This window comes from Streptomyces sp. NPDC047130 (genome assembly GCF_040643475.1).
Lineage (GTDB): Bacteria > Actinomycetota > Actinomycetes > Streptomycetales > Streptomycetaceae > Streptomyces.
This window is the reverse complement of the sequence record NZ_JBEYUK010000008.1, coordinates 120,728-137,805: the sequence shown is the minus strand read 5'-3', so window position 1 is coordinate 137,805 and position 17,078 is coordinate 120,728. Positions and strand designations below refer to the sequence as shown.

Here is a 17,078-nt window from a genome sequence, read left to right as displayed (position 1 = left end):
CGACGGCCCCCTCGCCCGACGCCCGACGCCCGACACCCGCCGCCGACGCACCACCGCCACCGGCCCGTCGGCGCCGCACCGCCTGCGAGGTCCTGCCGACCGGGACCCCCCACCGGCCGGAACCCGGCCCGCCCGCCTGCCGGGCACCGCCCCCGCCCGTCACGCGTACGGGCGCGGGGCCGGCCGGCGGGCCCGGGTCGCCGCCGTGCCCACCCACCCGACCACCACCCACGCCACCTGGACGGACGCCGATGACCGCACCGACGCCCCCGGCCTGGACCCTCAGCACCGCGTTGCCCGTGGTGCTGCTCCCGGTCCGGCTGGAGACCCGCTTCACCGCCACCGAACTCCTCGTCCGTGTCTATCCGGACGAGATCCACGTCGACACCCACGAGGCCCCGCTCACCGAGGACGAGGACCTCCACGGCCGCCGCTACTGGCGGACCGTCTGGGAGGCCCGCGGCGACGCGCCCACCGAGGAGGCCGCCTGGACGGAGCTCACCGGGCGGTTCGGGGCCGAACGCGCCGGATGGATCGCCCGCGTCTTGGAACCCGTCAACCCGCTCGAACGCCCCGAGCCCGGCGACGGCGCCGCCGCGGCCCCGCGCTTCCCCGACCCCGGCCCGCACCGCGAGGCCGCGTGGACCCGGCGGGCGGTGGCCCGCGCGCTGCCCACCCGCTGGTACGTCGTCGGACGGCCCAAGGAGGCCGGCGCGCCCGCCGTCACCCGCGTCACCCGCCCCGTCGCGGGCCCCTCCGGCGGCCCCCTGCCCGTCGGACCCGCGCCCACCGCCGACCTGGAGGACCTCGACCCCGCCGCGCCCCCCACCGACGAGGCCACCCGCTGGCTGGTCGACTTCGCCGCCGCCGAGGCCGTCGGCATGGCGGTCCGCCTCCCGCGCGGCACCGGATACGCACAGGTCCTCGCCTACGGGGTGCACGAGGGCGGCGCGGAGACCGCCACCGCCGAACTGTCCGCCCTCCTCGAGGCCCAGTACCACACCCGGGGGCTGGGCTACGTCCCGCCCGGCTCACCCTCCAACAACACCGCCACCGCGACCTCCCGCTACAGCCGCGACGACCGGCAGACGCACGCCGCGTACCGCGTCGGGATCGCCGACCGGGCGCCCGCCGACCCGGAGAGCAACGCCAGGACGACCTGCCGGGCCCTCGGCCTGCAGCCTGTCACCGACCTCGACGGCGTCAGGGGCCCCGACGGCATGAACCGCCCCGCCCCGCTGTCCCGCGCCCGCGACGCCCACCGCCACGACCAGGCCGCCGCCCGCCACATGGCCACCGCCCTGTGGGAGGCGACCTGGGGCTACTACCTCGCCCAGTTCGGCGAGGGCCACTTCACCGACACGCAGATCCGCGGCGCCCGCGAACACGCCCGGCGCTTCCTGCGTCCCGGCGGCCCGCTGCCCGCCCTGCGCGTCGGCGCCCAGCCCTACGGCCTGCTGCCCGTGCTGGCCCTGGACCGGTGGACCGACCTGGAGGGCGCCGGCCTCGGCACGCCACCGCTGCCGCCGGCCGTCCCCGCCTTCCTGCGCACCCTGCGCGACCGCGTCTGGGCCCCGTCCGCCGCCGACCCGGCGGCCGTTCCCCGCATCACCCGCGGCGCGGCCGGCCGGCACACCGTCGCCGAGATCCTCGGCATGGCCCCCACCGCCCGGCGCGTCCACGCCCGCAGCGGCCTCGGCGCCGACTACGTCACCGCCCTCTGGCGGTTCGGCCCGCTCGCCCTCAACGACCAGTGGCGCACCGGCCTGGCCTCCCAGACCGCCTCGCTCTCCGCCCGGCTCGGGCTGCCCCGCTGGGAACTCGGCCCCGGACGCCTGCTGTTCGCCAAGGAGTCGTGGCCGCTCGACAACCCCTGGACCGACGCGCCCGCCGGCACCCCCGGAGGAACCCCCGCCGAATACCTCGCCGCCCTCGCCACCCCGGTCCACCCGGCGCCCGCGTGGGCCGGGGTCCCGTCCGTCCAGGACCGCGGCAACCTGCCCTGGGCGCGCTGGTGGCACGACCTGGGCAGCGGCCCCGCCGCCGCCACGGCCACCCCGCTCCTCTACCGCCTGGTCCGGCACTCGCTGCTCGCCGAGTACGCCCGCGCCGTGGACGTCGTGCTGGGCACCGGCACCGCCGGCCGGCGCGAACCCGAGGTGGTCGACACCGACCCGGCGGCGCCCACCACCACCGTCTGGCACCGGGCCCGGCACACCGTCCCCGGCACCGGGCTGAGCGCCGACACCTACCTGTGGACCGACGCCGCCCGGCAGCGCCCCGAACTCGCCCCCCTGTACCAGGCGCTGGAGTCCGCCCGTGCGCTCGCCGCACGGCCCTCCGGCGAACTGGAGCTGCTGCTCGCCCAAACCCTGGACGCCACCTCCCACCGCCTGGACGCCTGGATCACCTCCCTGGCCACCCGCCGCCTGGAACACCTCCGCAGCCGCGTCCCCACCGGCAGCCACCTCGGCGGCTACGGCTGGCTGCTGGACGTGGTGCCCCGCTCCGCCGCGGCGGCCCAGGTTCCCCCCGAGCGCCGCCCGGAAGGGGAGAGGACCGACCCGCTCGCGGCCCCCGGCGACAGCAGGCCGTGGACCCTGTTCGCCGCCGACGGCACCGCGGGCCCCGTCCACGCCCCCTCCCTCGCCCAGGCCACCACCGCGGCCCTGCTGCGCGCCGCGCAGCGCGCCCACGGGGACCGGCCGGACACCCCCACCGCCGTCGGTCTCACCTCCACCCGGGCCCGCACCGCCGCCTGGCTGATCGACGGCGTCCGCCAGGGCCGGCCGCTCGGCTCCCTGCTCGGCTACCGCTTCGAACGCGCCCTGCAGGACCACCCGTCGGGCACCCTCGCCTCCTGGACCGACCGCTTCCGGGAACTCGCCCCCACCACCGCCACCCATGTCGCGCACGACGGGGCGGTGGAGGAGCGCGTGGTCGCCGAGGACGTCACCGACGGTCTGCGGCTGCACCGCCGCCGCGCCGCCGGCCGCCTCGACCTGGTCCGCACCGTCGGCGTCCCGGCCGGCTCCACCGCCGAGATCGCCGCGCTCACCGAGGTGCTGGACGACCTGGACGACGCCGTGGACGCCGTCGCCGACACCCTGCTCGTCGAGGGCGTCCACCAGGCCGCCCAGGGCAACCCCGTGCGGGTCGGCGCCACCGTCGACGCCATGGGCAACGGCGAGGCCCCGCCCCCGGAACTCGAGTCCCTGCGCACCCCCCGCCCCGGCGACGCCGTCACCCACCGGGTGATCGTCCTGCTGCCCGACCCGGCTGCCACCCCGGCCGCCCAAGGGCCCCGCGCCCTGGCCAAGGACCCTGGCGGCGGGGCGGGGGAGACCCCGCCGATCCACGTGCCGCAGCCGCCGGAGGACGACGGCTCGCTCCCCGGCGGCGGCATCGCGGTCCCGCCCCCGCAGGAGAACCCCGGCCCCGTCCCGCCCGGCGGCCCCGTCCCGGTCCCGCTCCCGGACGACGGCCCCGGCGGCCCCGGCGGGGGCGACGACGGCCCGGGCGGCCCCGGCGGCGGATCCGGCGGCCAGGACCCGGCCCCGGCGCCCGTGGGTTCCGTCTGGCCCGCCGACCCGGCCACCCAGAGCCGCGCCCTGGCCGAACCCGCCCTCGACGCCTGGCTGGCCGGACTGCTGCCCGACCCGGCCGGCCTCACCCTCACCGTCCGGCTGACCGACGGCACCACCCGCGCCGTTCCCCTCGCCGGGCTGCCGCTGTCCCCGCTCGACCTGCTCGCCCTCGGCCTCTCCCCGGACGCCGTCCCCGGCTCCGACCTCGAACGCCACCTGCTGCAGCACGCCGACACCCGGCTCGCCGCAGACCGGGTGGCCGCCCGCCCGGTCGCCGTGGTCGCCGACGAGGACGGACTCGGCCTGCTGCTGGAGACCGTCCGGGCCGCCCGCGAACTCCTGCGCACGGCACGGCCGTTGCGCCCCGCCGACCTGGCCGCCCCGGAGGCCGCGCCCACCGGGGCGAACGGCACCGGACCGGACGGCACCGGAGGGGACGGCAGCGAGCCGGCCGACCCGGCCCTCACCGCCCGCGCCCTGGCCGTCCGCGCCGTCGTCGACCAGGCCGCGGCCGACCTCGCCACCCCGGCCGACGTGCCCGCCGCCCTGCGGATCGACGCCCACCACCGCGGCCTCACCACGGCCGGCCTGCTCGGCGTGCCCGCGGCGGCGCCCCCGCTGCGGCCCCGCCCCGGCACCCCGGCCGACCGGCTGGCCGAACACGCCGCCCTGCTGGGCTCCCTCGCCGCCACCGTCGCCCCGGAACTCCACCGTCGCCTCGCCCGCGCGGACCGGTCGGCCGCCGCCCGCACCGCCGGCGCGATCACCGCCCGGCAGTGGGCCGAACAGACCCTCACCGCCCTCCTGGGCACCGACCTCGTCCTGCTGCCCTCCTTCGACGCCCCACCGCCCGGCGACCTGAGCGACTCCCTCGCCAACGCCGACACCCTCCTCGACGGCGACCCGCACGCCCCCGTCGGCTGGCTCACCCGCCTCGGCCGGGTCCGCCGCGGCGTGGAACGCCTGGTCACCACCCTCGGCTACGCCGAGGCACTGCAAACCGGCGACGCCCTCACCGCGGTCGTCGCCCAGACCCCCTACACGCCCCCCGGCCAGGACCCGGACGGCGTGGAACGCTGGGCCGCCCTGCCCTCCGCCACCGGCGGCAGCCCCGGCGCCCGGCTCTCCCTCGTCCTGCACACCCCGGGCACGCCCGCGCACGGGGAACTGCTCACCGGCCGCCTGCGCGGACTGGTCGTCGACGAATGGACCGAGGTGGTGCCCCGCACCGAGCAGACCACCGGACTCGCCCTGCACGTCGACGCCCCGGACGCCGCGCCGCCGCAGGCCGTCCTGCTCGCCGTGCCCCCGGACGCCTCACCGACCTGGACGCCCGAACTGCTGGGCGCCACCGTCGAGTCGGCCCTCGAACTCGCCAGGCTGCGCGCCGTCGACCACGAGGCGCTGCACCCCGACAGCCCCACCGCCGTCGCCGACATCGGGCAGCTCGCGCCCGCCGCCGTCCTCGCCGCCAACGTCGCCCACCGGGACGCCGTCGCCACCGACTTCACCCGGGGCCTTCCGCAGTAGGCCCGGACAGCCGGGCGGTCCGGCGGGAACGGACCGCGACGGACCGTCCGGCCCGATCCGGGAGTCCCCGGAGACAGGAGCGTCACCCCATGCCCTCCATCACCAGCTGGACGCGGCTCGAACCCCGTGCCCGCACCGGCGACCTGCGGCCCTCGCTGGAGGCCCAGGTCCACGACCCCGCCTGGATGCTCGCCCGCCAGTGGCAGCTCGGCGAGTTCCTCGGCGACGACGCGGGCAGCCCCGTCTGGGTCCGGGTCCGCGGCCACGCCGACCGCGTCACCCGCTACCGCCCCGGCCCCGCGACCGGCCCCGGCGTCCCCTACCACGGAGCCGCCCCGCTCGAGGCGCTCGCCGAGGCCGAACCCGGCGGCCCCCGCTCCACCGCCGCCGACCTGCGGGCGGGCGCCGAGAGCGGCCAGCACCTGCTGCGCCTGCTGCGCGCCGCCGGCCTCCCGGCCGAGGCCGTCGCCCACGCCGTCACCCTCCTCCTCGACGACTACCCGCTCGGCCTCACCGGCGAGGAAGGAGCAGCCGACGAGGCCACCGCGCGCTACCTGACGGTGCTGCGCGGCCGCGTCCCGGACGGCAACGCGGTCGCCTTCACCCTGCACGCCTCCCCGCCCACCGCCGCCGAACCGATGTGGGGTCTGCCGCCCGAGGCGGTCCCCGTCCTCGAGGACTGGCTCGCCTGGTACGACGAACGCCACCTCACCGCCCCCGCCACTGGCCCGGACACCTGGGACCCGGAGCGACTGGAGTACCGCTTCTCGGTCGGCCTGGCCGAGGGGACCGCCGAGACGACCCTGACCGCCGACGCGTACCAGGGCGGCACCCTCGACTGGACGGACTTCACCGCGGCCGGGGCGACCGGACTGGCCCCCGCGCCGGCCCGCACCCCCCTGCTGTCGACGACCTTCCCCGCCCCCGTCCGCTTCCCCGGCATGCCCGCCCGCCGCTTCTGGGAGTTCGAGGACGCCCGGGTCGCCCTCGGCCAGGTGGAGGCCGCGCCGTCCGACCTGGCCCGGATGCTGGTCGCCGAGTTCGCCACCGTCTACGGCAACGACTGGTACCTGGTCCCGCTGGACGTCCCCTCCGGCTCCCTCACCACCATCACCTCCGTGGTCGTGGGCGACACCTTCAGCTCCGAGCTCGGCGGCCCCACCCTGCTGCCGCTGCCCGGCGCCGGAACCGGCGACGCCCACTGGTCCCTCTACACCCTCGGTACCGCCACCGGCGGCCGCCGTCCCGGGCTGTTCGTCCCGCCGGTCACCGCGGGCTCCCTGGAGAGCGAGCCGCTCGAAGAGGTGCTGCTGGTGCGCGACGAGGACGCCAACCTCGCCTGGGCCGTCGAACGCCGCGTCCCCACCCCGCACGGCGCCACCCTCGACCGCGCCGCCGCCCCGCCCCCCGAGGCGCCCGCGCCGCCGTCCGCCGGGACCCTGGCCTACCGGCTGCGCACCGAGGTCCCGGCCAACTGGCTGCCCCTGGTGCCCGTCGAACCCCGCCCCGGCGCCTACCGCCTGCGCCTGTCCCACCTCGACGGGGCGACGCCCCTCGGCCGTCTGCTCGACCCCGGACTCCCCGGCGCCTACGAACTGTTCGCCGAGGAGGTGCCCAGGGAGGGCCTCACCGTGACCCGGGCCCACCAGTACGCCCGCGGCTCCGACGGCCGCGGCGTCCTGTGGACCGCCCGCCGCACCCGCCCCGGCCGCGGGGGAGCGGCCTCGGGCCTCCGCTTCGACGTCGTGGAGGAGTGACCCCTCGGGGGGCGACCTGCCCGGGGCGACCCGCCGTGCCGACCGCCGACCGCGCCCCCGACCGCCGACCGCCGGCCGCGCACCCGCCACGGCCGGCGCGAGGGTGTGCCGTTCGGTCGTCGCGGGCATACGCGGCCCATGACGCCATCGCCGAGCGGACCGTGCCCCTCCCGCCGGGGCCCGGCCCCCCGTCACGGCGGCGGGGGCCCGGGACTGCGCCGCGGCGGCCGTGCGGCCTGGGCCGGATGCGCCCTGCTCCTGCTCTGCGCCCTGACCGCGTGCGACCGCGACGGAAGTGACGGGGGAGACCTCTTCGGCGGAGCCGCCCTGGCGGACGGCAGCCGTCTCCTCGTCACCACCGAGGGCGGCGTGCGCGTCGTCGGGACGGACGAGGAGCACGTGACGGTCGACGAGGCGACGCCCGCCCGCTGGGACGCGGACGGGACCGTTCCCACGCTCGACCTGCTCTGCGATCACGGTGACCGGCGGACCGAGGAGAACTGCGGCGGCATGCCGCTCGTCCAGGTGCCCGCCGGCGTCACCCTCACCGTGCGGGCCCGCAACGCCGGCGTCGAGGTCGACGGGGTGCGCGGCCGGCTGACCCTGAGCACCGTCAACGGCGACGTCACCGTGCACGACTCGGGCACGAAGGGCGCCCGCCTGCGCCTGGAGACCCGCAACGGCTCCGTCCGCGCCGACGGCCTCGCCGCCCGCGGGGTGAGCGCGGAGACGGTCAACGGCGACGTCGACCTGCGCTGCTCGACCTCGCCCGCGACGCTGGACGGCGTGACGCGCAACGGCTCCGTGCGCGTGACCCTTCCGGCCGGCCCGCCCTACGACACCGACGCGAGCACCGTCAACGGGCGGTCGGTCGTGGACGTCCCCGCCCCGGCCGCCGGCTCCGCGGACGACAGGCGCCGGCTGACCCTGCGCACCGTGAACGGTGACACCGAGGTACGCCGGGGCTGAGGGACGGACGGCCGACCGAGGGCCACGCTCCCGTTCGTTAGGATCGGCCCCCTGATGACTGCCACCCTCGTCGCCAAGGAACTCGCCGCCGGACACGGTGACCGCACCCTCTTCAGCGGGCTCGACCTCGTCGTCGCGCCCGGAGACGTGATCGGTCTCGTGGGCGTCAACGGCGCCGGCAAGTCCTCGCTGCTCCGCCTGCTCGCCGGGCTCGACCGGCCCGAGGAGGGCGAGCTCCGGCTCTCCCCGCCCACCGCCACCGTCGGCCACCTCCCGCAGGAACCCGAGCGCCGCGCCGGGGAGTCCGTGCGCGCGTTCCTCGCCCGGCGCACGGGGGTCGCCGACGCCCAGGCCGCGATGGACGCCGCGACGCAGGCGCTGGTCGACGGGGCACCCGGCGCCGACGACGCCTACGCCGAGACCCTGGAGCGCTGGCTCGCCCTCGGCGGCGCCGACCTGGACGAGCGGGCCGAGGAGGTCGCGGCCGACCTCGGCCTGACCGTCGGCCTCGACCTGCCGATGACCGCCCTCTCCGGCGGGCAGGCCGCACGCGCGGGACTGGCCTCGCTGCTCCTCTCCCGCTACGACGTCTTCCTGCTCGACGAGCCCACCAACGACCTCGACCTCGACGGCCTGGAACGCCTGGAGCGCTTCGTCTCCGGGCTGCGGGCCGGCGTCGTGGTGGTCAGCCACGACCGCGAGTTCCTGATGCGCACGGTCACCAAGGTCCTGGAACTGGATCTCGCCCAGCAGCGGATCAACCTCTACGGCGGTGGGTACGCCTCCTACCTGGAGGAGCGCGAGCGCGCCCGCCTGCACGCCCGCGAGGAGTACGAGGAGTACGCCGACAGGCGCTCCGCGCTCGAGAGCCGTGCCCGGACGCAGCGCGCGTGGATGGAGAAGGGCGTCAAGAACGCCCGGCGCAAGGCCACCGACAACGACAAGGCCGGCCGCAAGTTCCGCAGCGAGGCCAGCGAGAAGCAGGCGGCCAAGGCCAAGCAGACCCAGCGCATGATCGAGCGTCTCGACGTCGTCGAGGAACCCCGCAAGGAGTGGGAGCTGCGGATGGAGATCGCCTCCGCGCCGCGCTCCGGCTCCGTGGTGGCCTCCCTGCGCGACGCCGTCGTCGTCCGGGGCGACTTCTCGTTCGGGCCGGCCACCCTGCAGGTCGACTGGGCCGACCGGGTCGCCATCACCGGCGCCAACGGCGCGGGCAAGTCCACGCTGCTCGCCGCGCTCCTCGGCAGGCTGCCGCTGGACTCGGGCCACGCCTCGCTCGGTCCGGGCGTCGTGGTGGGCGAGGTGGACCAGGCGCGCAAGCTCTTCCACGGCACGGAGAGCCTGCTGGACGCCTTCTGCGCCGCCGTCCCCGAGACCGAGCCCGCCGACGTGCGCACGCTCCTCGCCAAGTTCGGCCTGCGCGCCGCCCACGTACTGAGGCCCGCGACCACGCTCTCGCCCGGCGAGCGCACCCGCGCGGCCCTCGCCCTGCTCCAGGGCAGGGGGGTCAACCTGCTGGTCCTGGACGAGCCGACCAACCACCTCGACCTGCCGGCCATCGAGCAGCTGGAGTCGGCGCTGGAGGCGTACACGGGGACGCTGCTCCTGGTGACCCACGACCGGCGCATGCTGGAGGCGGTGCGCACCACGCGCCGGATCGAGGTCGCCGCCGGCAAGGTCACCGAGGCCGGCTGACGCCGGAGGGCCCGTCCCGGGCCCGGCGGACCGCGCCCGGGACGGGCCCCGTACACCGCCGGTCCGTACGAGGGCCGCCCACGTGCGCCGATGAGGCGTCCGGCGCCCGGCCGGGGGAGCGGCCCGGTGATTCACTTTGTCTTGCTGCGGGAAAAAGTTCCGGCATCCCCTGCGCTCCGGGTTCCGGGGCAGGCGAAAGCCCGCTAGCTTCCTTTGTAATGCACCGGTCACAGAGAGCTCGGGCCGGTGGTTGAGGCGCGACGGCGCGCGCCTGTGCTCCTCGTGGCGGTCCGTCCGGACCTGCCGTCATCCCACCTCCCTGGGGAGAACTCTGTGCGCACGAGACCGCTCGGACATGGACGGAGCCGCCTGCTGTCGACCGCGGCGGCCGGCGTCCTCGCACTGCTGCTGACCACCTCCCCGGCCGCGGCCCAGCCCGACGGCCCGGCCGGGCAGGACCGCTCCCGGGCCGCGGACGGGGCCGCTGCCGCCGCCGTCGGCGACTTCCAGCAGGTCACGCTGGCCAAGGGCGTGGCCGAGACCGGTGAGCCCATGACGCTCGCGGTGCTGCCGGACCGTTCGGTCCTGCACACCTCGCGCGACGGAACGCTGCGTCTGACGAACGCCGCGGGCACCACCTCCGTCGCGGGCAAGCTGGACGTCTACAGCCATGACGAGGAGGGCCTGCAGGGCGTCGCCGTCGATCCCGGATTCGCGTCCAACCGGCACGTCTTCCTCTACTACGCCCCCAAGCTCACCACCCCGGGCGGTGATGCGCCGTCCGACGGGGCGGCGGCGGACTTCGCTCCCTTCGACGGCGTCAACCGGCTGTCCCGGTTCGTCCTCAGGACCGACGGGACGCTCGACCTCGGCAGCGAGAAGAAGATCCTCGACGTGCCCGCCTCCCGCGGCACCTGCTGCCACGTCGGCGGCGACATCGACTTCGACGCGCAGGGCAACCTGTACCTGTCGACCGGCGACGACACCAACCCCTTCGCCTCGGACGGCTTCACCCCCATCGACGAACGCGCCTCCCGCAACCCGGCCTTCGACGCTCAGCGCTCCTCCGGCAACACCAACGACCTGCGCGGCAAGGTCCTGCGCATCAAGGTCGCCGCGGACGGTTCGTACACGATCCCGAGCGGCAACCTCTTCCCGCCCGGCACGGCGAAGACCCGGCCGGAGATCTACGCGATGGGCTTCCGCAACCCGTTCCGGATGAGCGTCGACAGGGCGACGGGCGTCGTCCACCTCGGCGACTACGGGCCCGACTCCGGCACCGCCGACCCGGCGCGGGGGCCGGAGGGACAGGTCGAGTTCAACCGCATCACCGAGGCGGGCAACTACGGCTGGCCGTACTGCACGGGCAGCAACGACGCCTACACCGACTACAACTTCGCCACCGGCGCGTCCGGCGCGAAGTTCGACTGCGCGGCGCCCAGGAACAACTCGCCCAGGAACACGGGGCTGACCGACCTGCCGCCGGCCAAGCCCGCCTGGATCCCCTACAACGGCACCTCCGTCCCGGAGTTCGGCGGAGGCTCCGAATCGCCCATGGGCGGCCCCGTGTACCGGTACGACGCCGGCTCCGCCTCCGAGGTGAAGTTCCCCGAGGAGTACGACGGGGACTTCTTCGCCGGGGAGTTCGGCCGCCGGTGGATCAAGCGCATCGAGACCGGCGGCGGCACCGTCCAGTCCGTCAACCCCTTCCCCTGGACCGGCACCCAGGTGATGGACATGGCCTTCGGGCCGGACGGCGCCCTCTACGTCCTCGACTACGGCACCGGCTACTTCAGCGGCGACGCCAACTCCGCCCTGTACCGCATCGAGCACGTCACCGGCGGGTTCGCCCCGACCGCGCAGGCCTCGGCCAGCGTCACCTCCGGGCAGGCGCCCCTGGCCGTCTCGTTCTCCTCGGCGGGCAGCTCCGACCCGGACGGCGACGCCCTGCGGTACGCCTGGACCTTCGGCGACGGCGGCACCTCCACCGCGGCCGACCCGTCGCACACCTACACCACCAACGGCCAGTACACGGCGACCCTGAGGGTGACGGACGCGACCGGCAAGACCGCGACGGCGTCCGTGCAGGTCACGGTGGGCAACACGGCGCCCAAGGTCACGCTCGACCTGCCCGTGGACGGGAGCATCCACGACTTCGGCGACGCCATCCCCTTCAAGGTGACGGTGACCGACCCCGAGGACGGAACGATCGACTGCTCCAGGGTGAAGGTCACCTTCGTCGTCGGGCACGACAGCCACGGCCACCCGCAGACCTCGACCACGGGCTGCGAGGGCAGGCTCCAGACCCTCGCCGACGGCGAACACGACCCCAACGCCAACATCTTCGGAGTCGTCGACGCCGAGTACACGGACAAGGGCGCTGGCGGCCGGCCCGCGCTGACCACCCACGACCAGCACATCACCCAGCCCTCCCAACGCCAGGGCGAGCACTACTCCGGCTCCTCGGGAGTCCAGGTCGTCACCCACGCCCCCGCCCACGGCGGCAGGACCGTCGGCCACATCGAGAACGGCGACTGGATCTCCTTCAAGCCCTACGCCCTCGGCAACGCCACCCGGTTCACCGCACGCGTCTCCTCCGCCGGTGTCGGCGGCACCATCGAGGTACGCGCCGGATCCCCGACGGGAACCCTGCTCGGCACCGCCACCGTGCCGGTGACCGGCGGCTGGGAGACCTTCCAGGACGTCACGGCGAACCTGGGCAACCAGCCCGCCGGCACGACCACGCTCCACCTCGTCTTCAAGGGCGGCAGCGGCTCCCTGTTCGACGTGGACGACTTCTCCTTCACCACCTCCGGCGCCCCGTCCCGCTCGGGTGAGGTGAAGGGCGTCAACGGCAAGTGCCTGGACGTCGACGGGGCGCAGACGGCGGACGGGACGAAGGTGCAGATCTGGACGTGCAACGGCACGGCGGCGCAGCGGTGGACGGTTCCGGGTGACGGGACGCTGCGGGCGCTGGGCAAGTGCCTGGACGTGTCCGGGGGCGGCGGTGCCGACGGGACGAGGATCCAGTTGTGGACGTGCAACGGCACGGGGGCGCAGGTGTGGAGCGCCCAGGCCGACGGCACGGTCCGCAACCCGGCCTCGGGCAAGTGCCTCGACGCCTCCGGCGGCACCTGGAACGACGGCACGGCGGTCCACCTGTGGACCTGCCACGCCAACGCCAACCAGAAGTGGACCCTGCCCTAGTCCGTCCCGCCCCGGAAGGGAGGAACCGATCATGCGTCACACCACCAAGGCGGTCCTCGGCCTGTTCACGGCCGCCGTGCTCTCCCTGATGCCCCAAGCCGTCGCACTGCCGGCGGAGGAGAACCGTTCCGCCACGGTGCCGCGGTCCGAGGCCGCCGACACGCGCGCCGCCGCCGACCCCGCGTACGGGATCCTGGTCTTCTCCAGGACGGCGGGCTTCCGCCACTCCTCGATCGACGACGGCATCGCCGCCCTGCGGGAACTCGGCGCCGCCAACAACTTCACCGTGGACGCCACCGAGGACGCGCAGTCCTTCACCAGCGGCAACCTCGCCCGGTACAAGGCGGTCGTCTTCCTGTCGACGACGGGTGACGTGCTGAACGCCACCCAGCAGACCGCCTTCGAGCAGTACATCCGCGGCGGCGGCGGATACGTCGGCGTCCACGCCGCTGCCGACACCGAGTACGACTGGCCCTTCTACGAGGGCCTGGCCGGCGCGCTCTTCCACTCGCATCCGGCGATCCAGTCCGCCACCGTCGAGGTGGAGGACCGCGCCCACGACGCCACCGCCCATCTGGGCGGCACCTGGCAGCGCACCGACGAGTGGTACAACTACCGCACCAACCCGCGCACCACCGCCCGCGTCCTGGCCTCCCTCGACGAGTCCAGCTACTCCGGCGGCACCATGTCCGGCGACCACCCGATCGCCTGGTGCAAGGACTACCAGGGCGGCCGGGCCTTCTACACCGGTGGCGGCCACACCGACGAGTCCTACTCCGAGGCGTCGTTCCGCAGGCACGTCCTCGGCGGCATCCGCTGGGCCGCCGGGATGACCGACGCCGACTGCCGGCCGGAGACGGGCTACACGCCCCTGTTCGACGGCTCCTCCACCACCGGCTGGCGCCAGGCCGGACCCGGCGCGTTCACCCTCGCGGACGGCACGCTCACCTCCACCGGCGGGATGGGCCTGTACTGGTACTCCGCCCAGGAGTTCACCGGCGACTACTCCGTCAAGCTGGACTGGAGGATGGCCGGCGACGACAACTCCGGCGTCTTCCTGGGCTTCCCGGCCTCCGACGACCCCTGGACGGCGGTGAACAACGGGTACGAGATCCAGATCGACGCCACCGACGCCGCCGACCGCACCACCGGCTCCGTCTACGGCTTCCGCTCGGCGGACATCGCCGCACGGGACGCCGCGCTCAACCCGCCGGGGGAGTGGAACACCTACGAACTGAGGGTGACGGGCGAGCGGCTGGAGATCTTCCTCAACGGCCGGAAGATCAACGACTTCACCAACACCGACCCGGCGCGGAGCCTGCGGCAGGGGCACATCGGCATCCAGAACCACGGAGCCGGCGACGACGTGTCCTTCCGCGACATCCGCGTCAAGCACGGCGGCGGAGGCCAGCAGCCCGGCCCCCGCTCGGGTGAGGTGAAGGGTGTCAACGGCAAGTGCCTGGACGTCGACGGGGCGCAGACGGCGGACGGGACGAAGGTGCAGATCTGGACGTGCAACGGCACGGCGGCGCAGCGGTGGACGGTTCCGGGTGACGGGACGCTGCGGGCGCTGGGCAAGTGCCTGGACGTGTCCGGGGGCGGCAGTGCCGACGGGACGAGGATCCAGTTGTGGACGTGCAACGGCACGGGGGCGCAGGTGTGGAGCGCCCAGGCCGACGGCACGGTCCGCAACCCGGCCTCGGGCAAGTGCCTCGACGCCTCCGGCGGCACCTGGAACGACGGCACGGCGGTCCACCTGTGGACCTGCCACGCCAACGCCAACCAGAAGTGGACCCTGCCCTAGCGCTCCTCGCGCGGTGGGAACACGGAAGGGCGGCGCCCCCGGTGGGGGGCGCCGCCCTGCGGTGTCCGTGTCCGCTCAGTACGCGCTGTTGACGTTGTCGATGGTGCCGTACTTGTCGGCCGCGTAGTTGGCGGCGGCGGTGATGTTGGAGACCGGGTTCCAGATGTCGTGGGGGGTGCCCTCGACGTGGTAGGCCTCGAAGGTCGGCGGGATCACCTGGAGCAGGCCCTTGGACGGGACGCCGTTGATGGCGTTGATGTCCCAGTCGTTGATGGCCTTCGGGTTGCCCGAGGACTCACGGATGATGTTCTTGTGCAGCCCGTGGTAGGTGCCCGGGATGCCCTTCTCCTCCATGATGTCGAGCGACTCGCGGATCCAGCCGTCGAGGTTGTCCGGGTAGACCTTCTTCGCGGGCTGCGCGGGCTGCGCGGGCTGCGCGGCCTTCTCCGCCGTCACGGGCCTCTCGGCCGTCGCCGGCTTCTGGTACGCCACCTGCTGGACCTCGACCCGGTCGGCGGAGCGGCTCACGGCCTGGGCGGCGCGCTCGCCGACGGCCTCGTCCGTGGCGGCGGACAGTGCGGTGGCGGTGGTGGCGGTGGTGGCGACGGAGGCCGCGGGCTCGGTGGCGGCCTGGGCCGGCTGCTGGTCCGCGGTCGTGGCGAGACCGAACGTGGTCGCCGCGGCGAACGCGGCGAAACCGCCGGCGACGCCCATCTTCTGGATCTTGGTGGTGGTGGGGGCGGTGAAGGTGAAGTTGCGCATGGGGCACCTCTTCGACTCGGCGCGGAAGTCGCTCCTCGGTCGGTGTCCGCACGCTGCGGACCAGGGGGTGCCCTCATTGGCACGGGGGTGCCGCGGTCGGAGGACGCGGCTTGCTGAGCGACGAGAGCAATTCTTAGCCGCGGCGAAATCGCAAAGCAAAGGTGTGATCTACGACGCCGGATCGTAGAGCGGTCCCGGCGACTCGCCGCGAAAGGCGCGTCATCGCCGCTCAGGGCGGCCGGTCGGCCGCTCGCGCCCCCGAAGCTCCTTCGTACGTGACGCACGCCCCGTGCCTGCCCTCACAGGCACGGGGCGCCGTCGTCGCGCGGAGTTGCCGAAGCAACGCCCTCCGTCAGGTCTTGCGGGGCTCGTCCTCACGGCCGGGGTGCAGCCCGGGGCCGTGGCGGTCGCCGGCGAGCGGAGTGGGGGAGAGGTCGGCGGGTTCCTCGCCCGGCTCCAGCAGGGTGTCGGCCGGGCCGACGATCAGCTTGTCCGGGGTGCCCACGACCTCGTGGTCCTTGGTCGGGTAGTCGCAGCGGTGGAGCAGGCTGCGCATCGCCTCCAGCCGGCCGCGCCGCTTGTCGTTGTTCTTCACCACCGTCCACGGGGCGTGCGGCGTGTCCGTGGCACGGAACATCTCGACCTTCGCCGTCGTGTACTCGTCCCAGCGGTCCAGCGAGGCCAGGTCCGTCGGCGACAGCTTCCAGCGGCGGACGGGATCGACCTGCCGGATGGCGAAACGGGTGCGCTGCTCGGCCCGGGAGACGGAGAACCAGAACTTCACCAGCAGGATGCCGTCGTCGCTGAGCATCCGCTCGAACAGCGGAGCCTGCCGCAGGAAGCGCTCGTACTCCTCCTCCGTGCAGAAACCCATGACCCGCTCGACGCCCGCCCGGTTGTACCAGGAGCGGTCGAAGAAGACGATCTCACCGCGGGCGGGCAGGTGGGACACGTACCGCTGGAAGTACCACTGGCCCGCCTCCCGCTCGGTGGGCTTCTCCAGGGCCACCACGCGGGCGCCACGAGGGTTCAGCCGCTCCGTGAACCGCTGGATCGTGCCGCCCTTGCCGGCCGCGTCCCGGCCCTCGCAGACCACCACGATCCGCTGGCCGGTCTCCTTCACCCACCGCTGCATCTTCAGCAGCTCGATCTGCAGGGCCCGCTTCTGCCGTTCGTACTCGGCCCTGCGCACCTTCCTGTCGTAGGGGTGGTTCTCCTGCCAGGTCTTGATCGGGGTGCCGTCGGCGTTGAGCAGGATCGGCTTCTCCGGCCGTTGCTCGTTCACGGTCAGGCCGTCGAGAAGTTCGTCCTCGGGCTCGTCCACTTCGTCCTCTCCCGGTGGTCGGAACGGTCAGAACGGCAGGCGTCGGCGTGCCCGCCGACCGGCGGAACCGCTGCGTCCCACGGCACGCGAACTGGAGCTGAAGGGCTTGCTGAGCAGGCGCCCCAGCGGGCCGGGCGCCTTGGAACCGGTGCGCGAACCCGCTCCCAGCGCGCGCTGCGCGCCGTTCTGCGGGTGCCGGGACAACCGGGGGAGCAGGAAGGCGAGCACGGCCAGGACGACACAGGCGGCTATCACGCCGACAATCATCACGCGGAACTCCTGAGGTAGGGACGGTTGAGCCGGATATGCGCCGCGTGTCGCCTACGACCCGCGTGCGTCACCCGCTTGCCCGCTCACGCCCCGACCAGTCGCCCTCCGCTCCACCGTGACCCTTCCGTCCCGGTCGGCCGCCGGGCCCGCTCCCGCCGCGGCACCCCTCCCTG

General features: G+C 74.9%; 9 protein-coding genes. 6 read left to right on the top strand and 3 right to left on the bottom strand.

All coding sequences use genetic code 11. The features are described 5' to 3' along the window. The first annotated feature begins 251 nt into the window (after positions 1-251). The 6 genes from ABZ836_RS13305 (at position 252) to ABZ836_RS13280 (ending at position 14,549) form a co-directional block, all read left to right on the top strand. Positions 252-5,117, top strand: a complete 4,866-nt coding sequence (locus ABZ836_RS13305) for a hypothetical protein (protein WP_361141840.1) — start codon at positions 252-254, stop codon at positions 5,115-5,117. Positions 5,118-5,206: 89 nt separating this feature from the next. Beyond that, a complete protein-coding gene (locus tag ABZ836_RS13300; protein ID WP_361141838.1) occupies positions 5,207-6,874 on the top strand; it encodes a hypothetical protein in 1,668 nt (555 codons plus the stop codon). 138 nt (positions 6,875-7,012) lie between these two features. Further along, entirely contained in the window at positions 7,013-7,843 is an 831-nt protein-coding gene (locus ABZ836_RS13295) for a DUF4097 family beta strand repeat-containing protein (protein WP_361141836.1), read from the top strand. Between the two features lie 54 nt (positions 7,844-7,897). Then, on the top strand, positions 7,898-9,538 hold the full coding sequence (locus tag ABZ836_RS13290) for an ABC-F family ATP-binding cassette domain-containing protein (protein WP_361141834.1): 1,641 nt from the start codon (positions 7,898-7,900) through the stop codon (positions 9,536-9,538). A 333-nt stretch (positions 9,539-9,871) separates the two neighbouring features. Further along, on the top strand, positions 9,872-12,745 hold the full coding sequence (locus tag ABZ836_RS13285) for a lectin (RefSeq protein ID WP_361141832.1): 2,874 nt from the start codon (positions 9,872-9,874) through the stop codon (positions 12,743-12,745). A 31-nt stretch (positions 12,746-12,776) separates the two neighbouring features. After that, positions 12,777-14,549: a lectin gene (locus ABZ836_RS13280; RefSeq protein ID WP_356136030.1), complete on the top strand. Its 1,773-nt coding sequence runs from the start codon at positions 12,777-12,779 to the stop codon at positions 14,547-14,549. 75 nt (positions 14,550-14,624) lie between these two features. Here ABZ836_RS13280 and ABZ836_RS13275 read toward each other — a convergent pair whose 3' ends face one another. From ABZ836_RS13275 to ABZ836_RS13265, 3 genes are all read right to left on the bottom strand, one after another. Beyond that, positions 14,625-15,311: a transglycosylase SLT domain-containing protein gene (locus ABZ836_RS13275; RefSeq protein WP_356136028.1), complete on the bottom strand. Its 687-nt coding sequence runs from the start codon at positions 15,309-15,311 to the stop codon at positions 14,625-14,627. 352 nt (positions 15,312-15,663) lie between these two features. Beyond that, on the bottom strand, positions 15,664-16,635 hold the full coding sequence (gene ppk2 / locus ABZ836_RS13270) for a polyphosphate kinase 2 (RefSeq protein ID WP_356136026.1): 972 nt from the start codon (positions 16,633-16,635) through the stop codon (positions 15,664-15,666). Between the two features lie 27 nt (positions 16,636-16,662). Beyond that, a complete protein-coding gene (locus tag ABZ836_RS13265) occupies positions 16,663-16,905 on the bottom strand; it encodes a DUF6411 family protein (RefSeq protein ID WP_356136024.1) in 243 nt (80 codons plus the stop codon). Between the last annotated feature and the right edge of the window lie 173 nt (positions 16,906-17,078).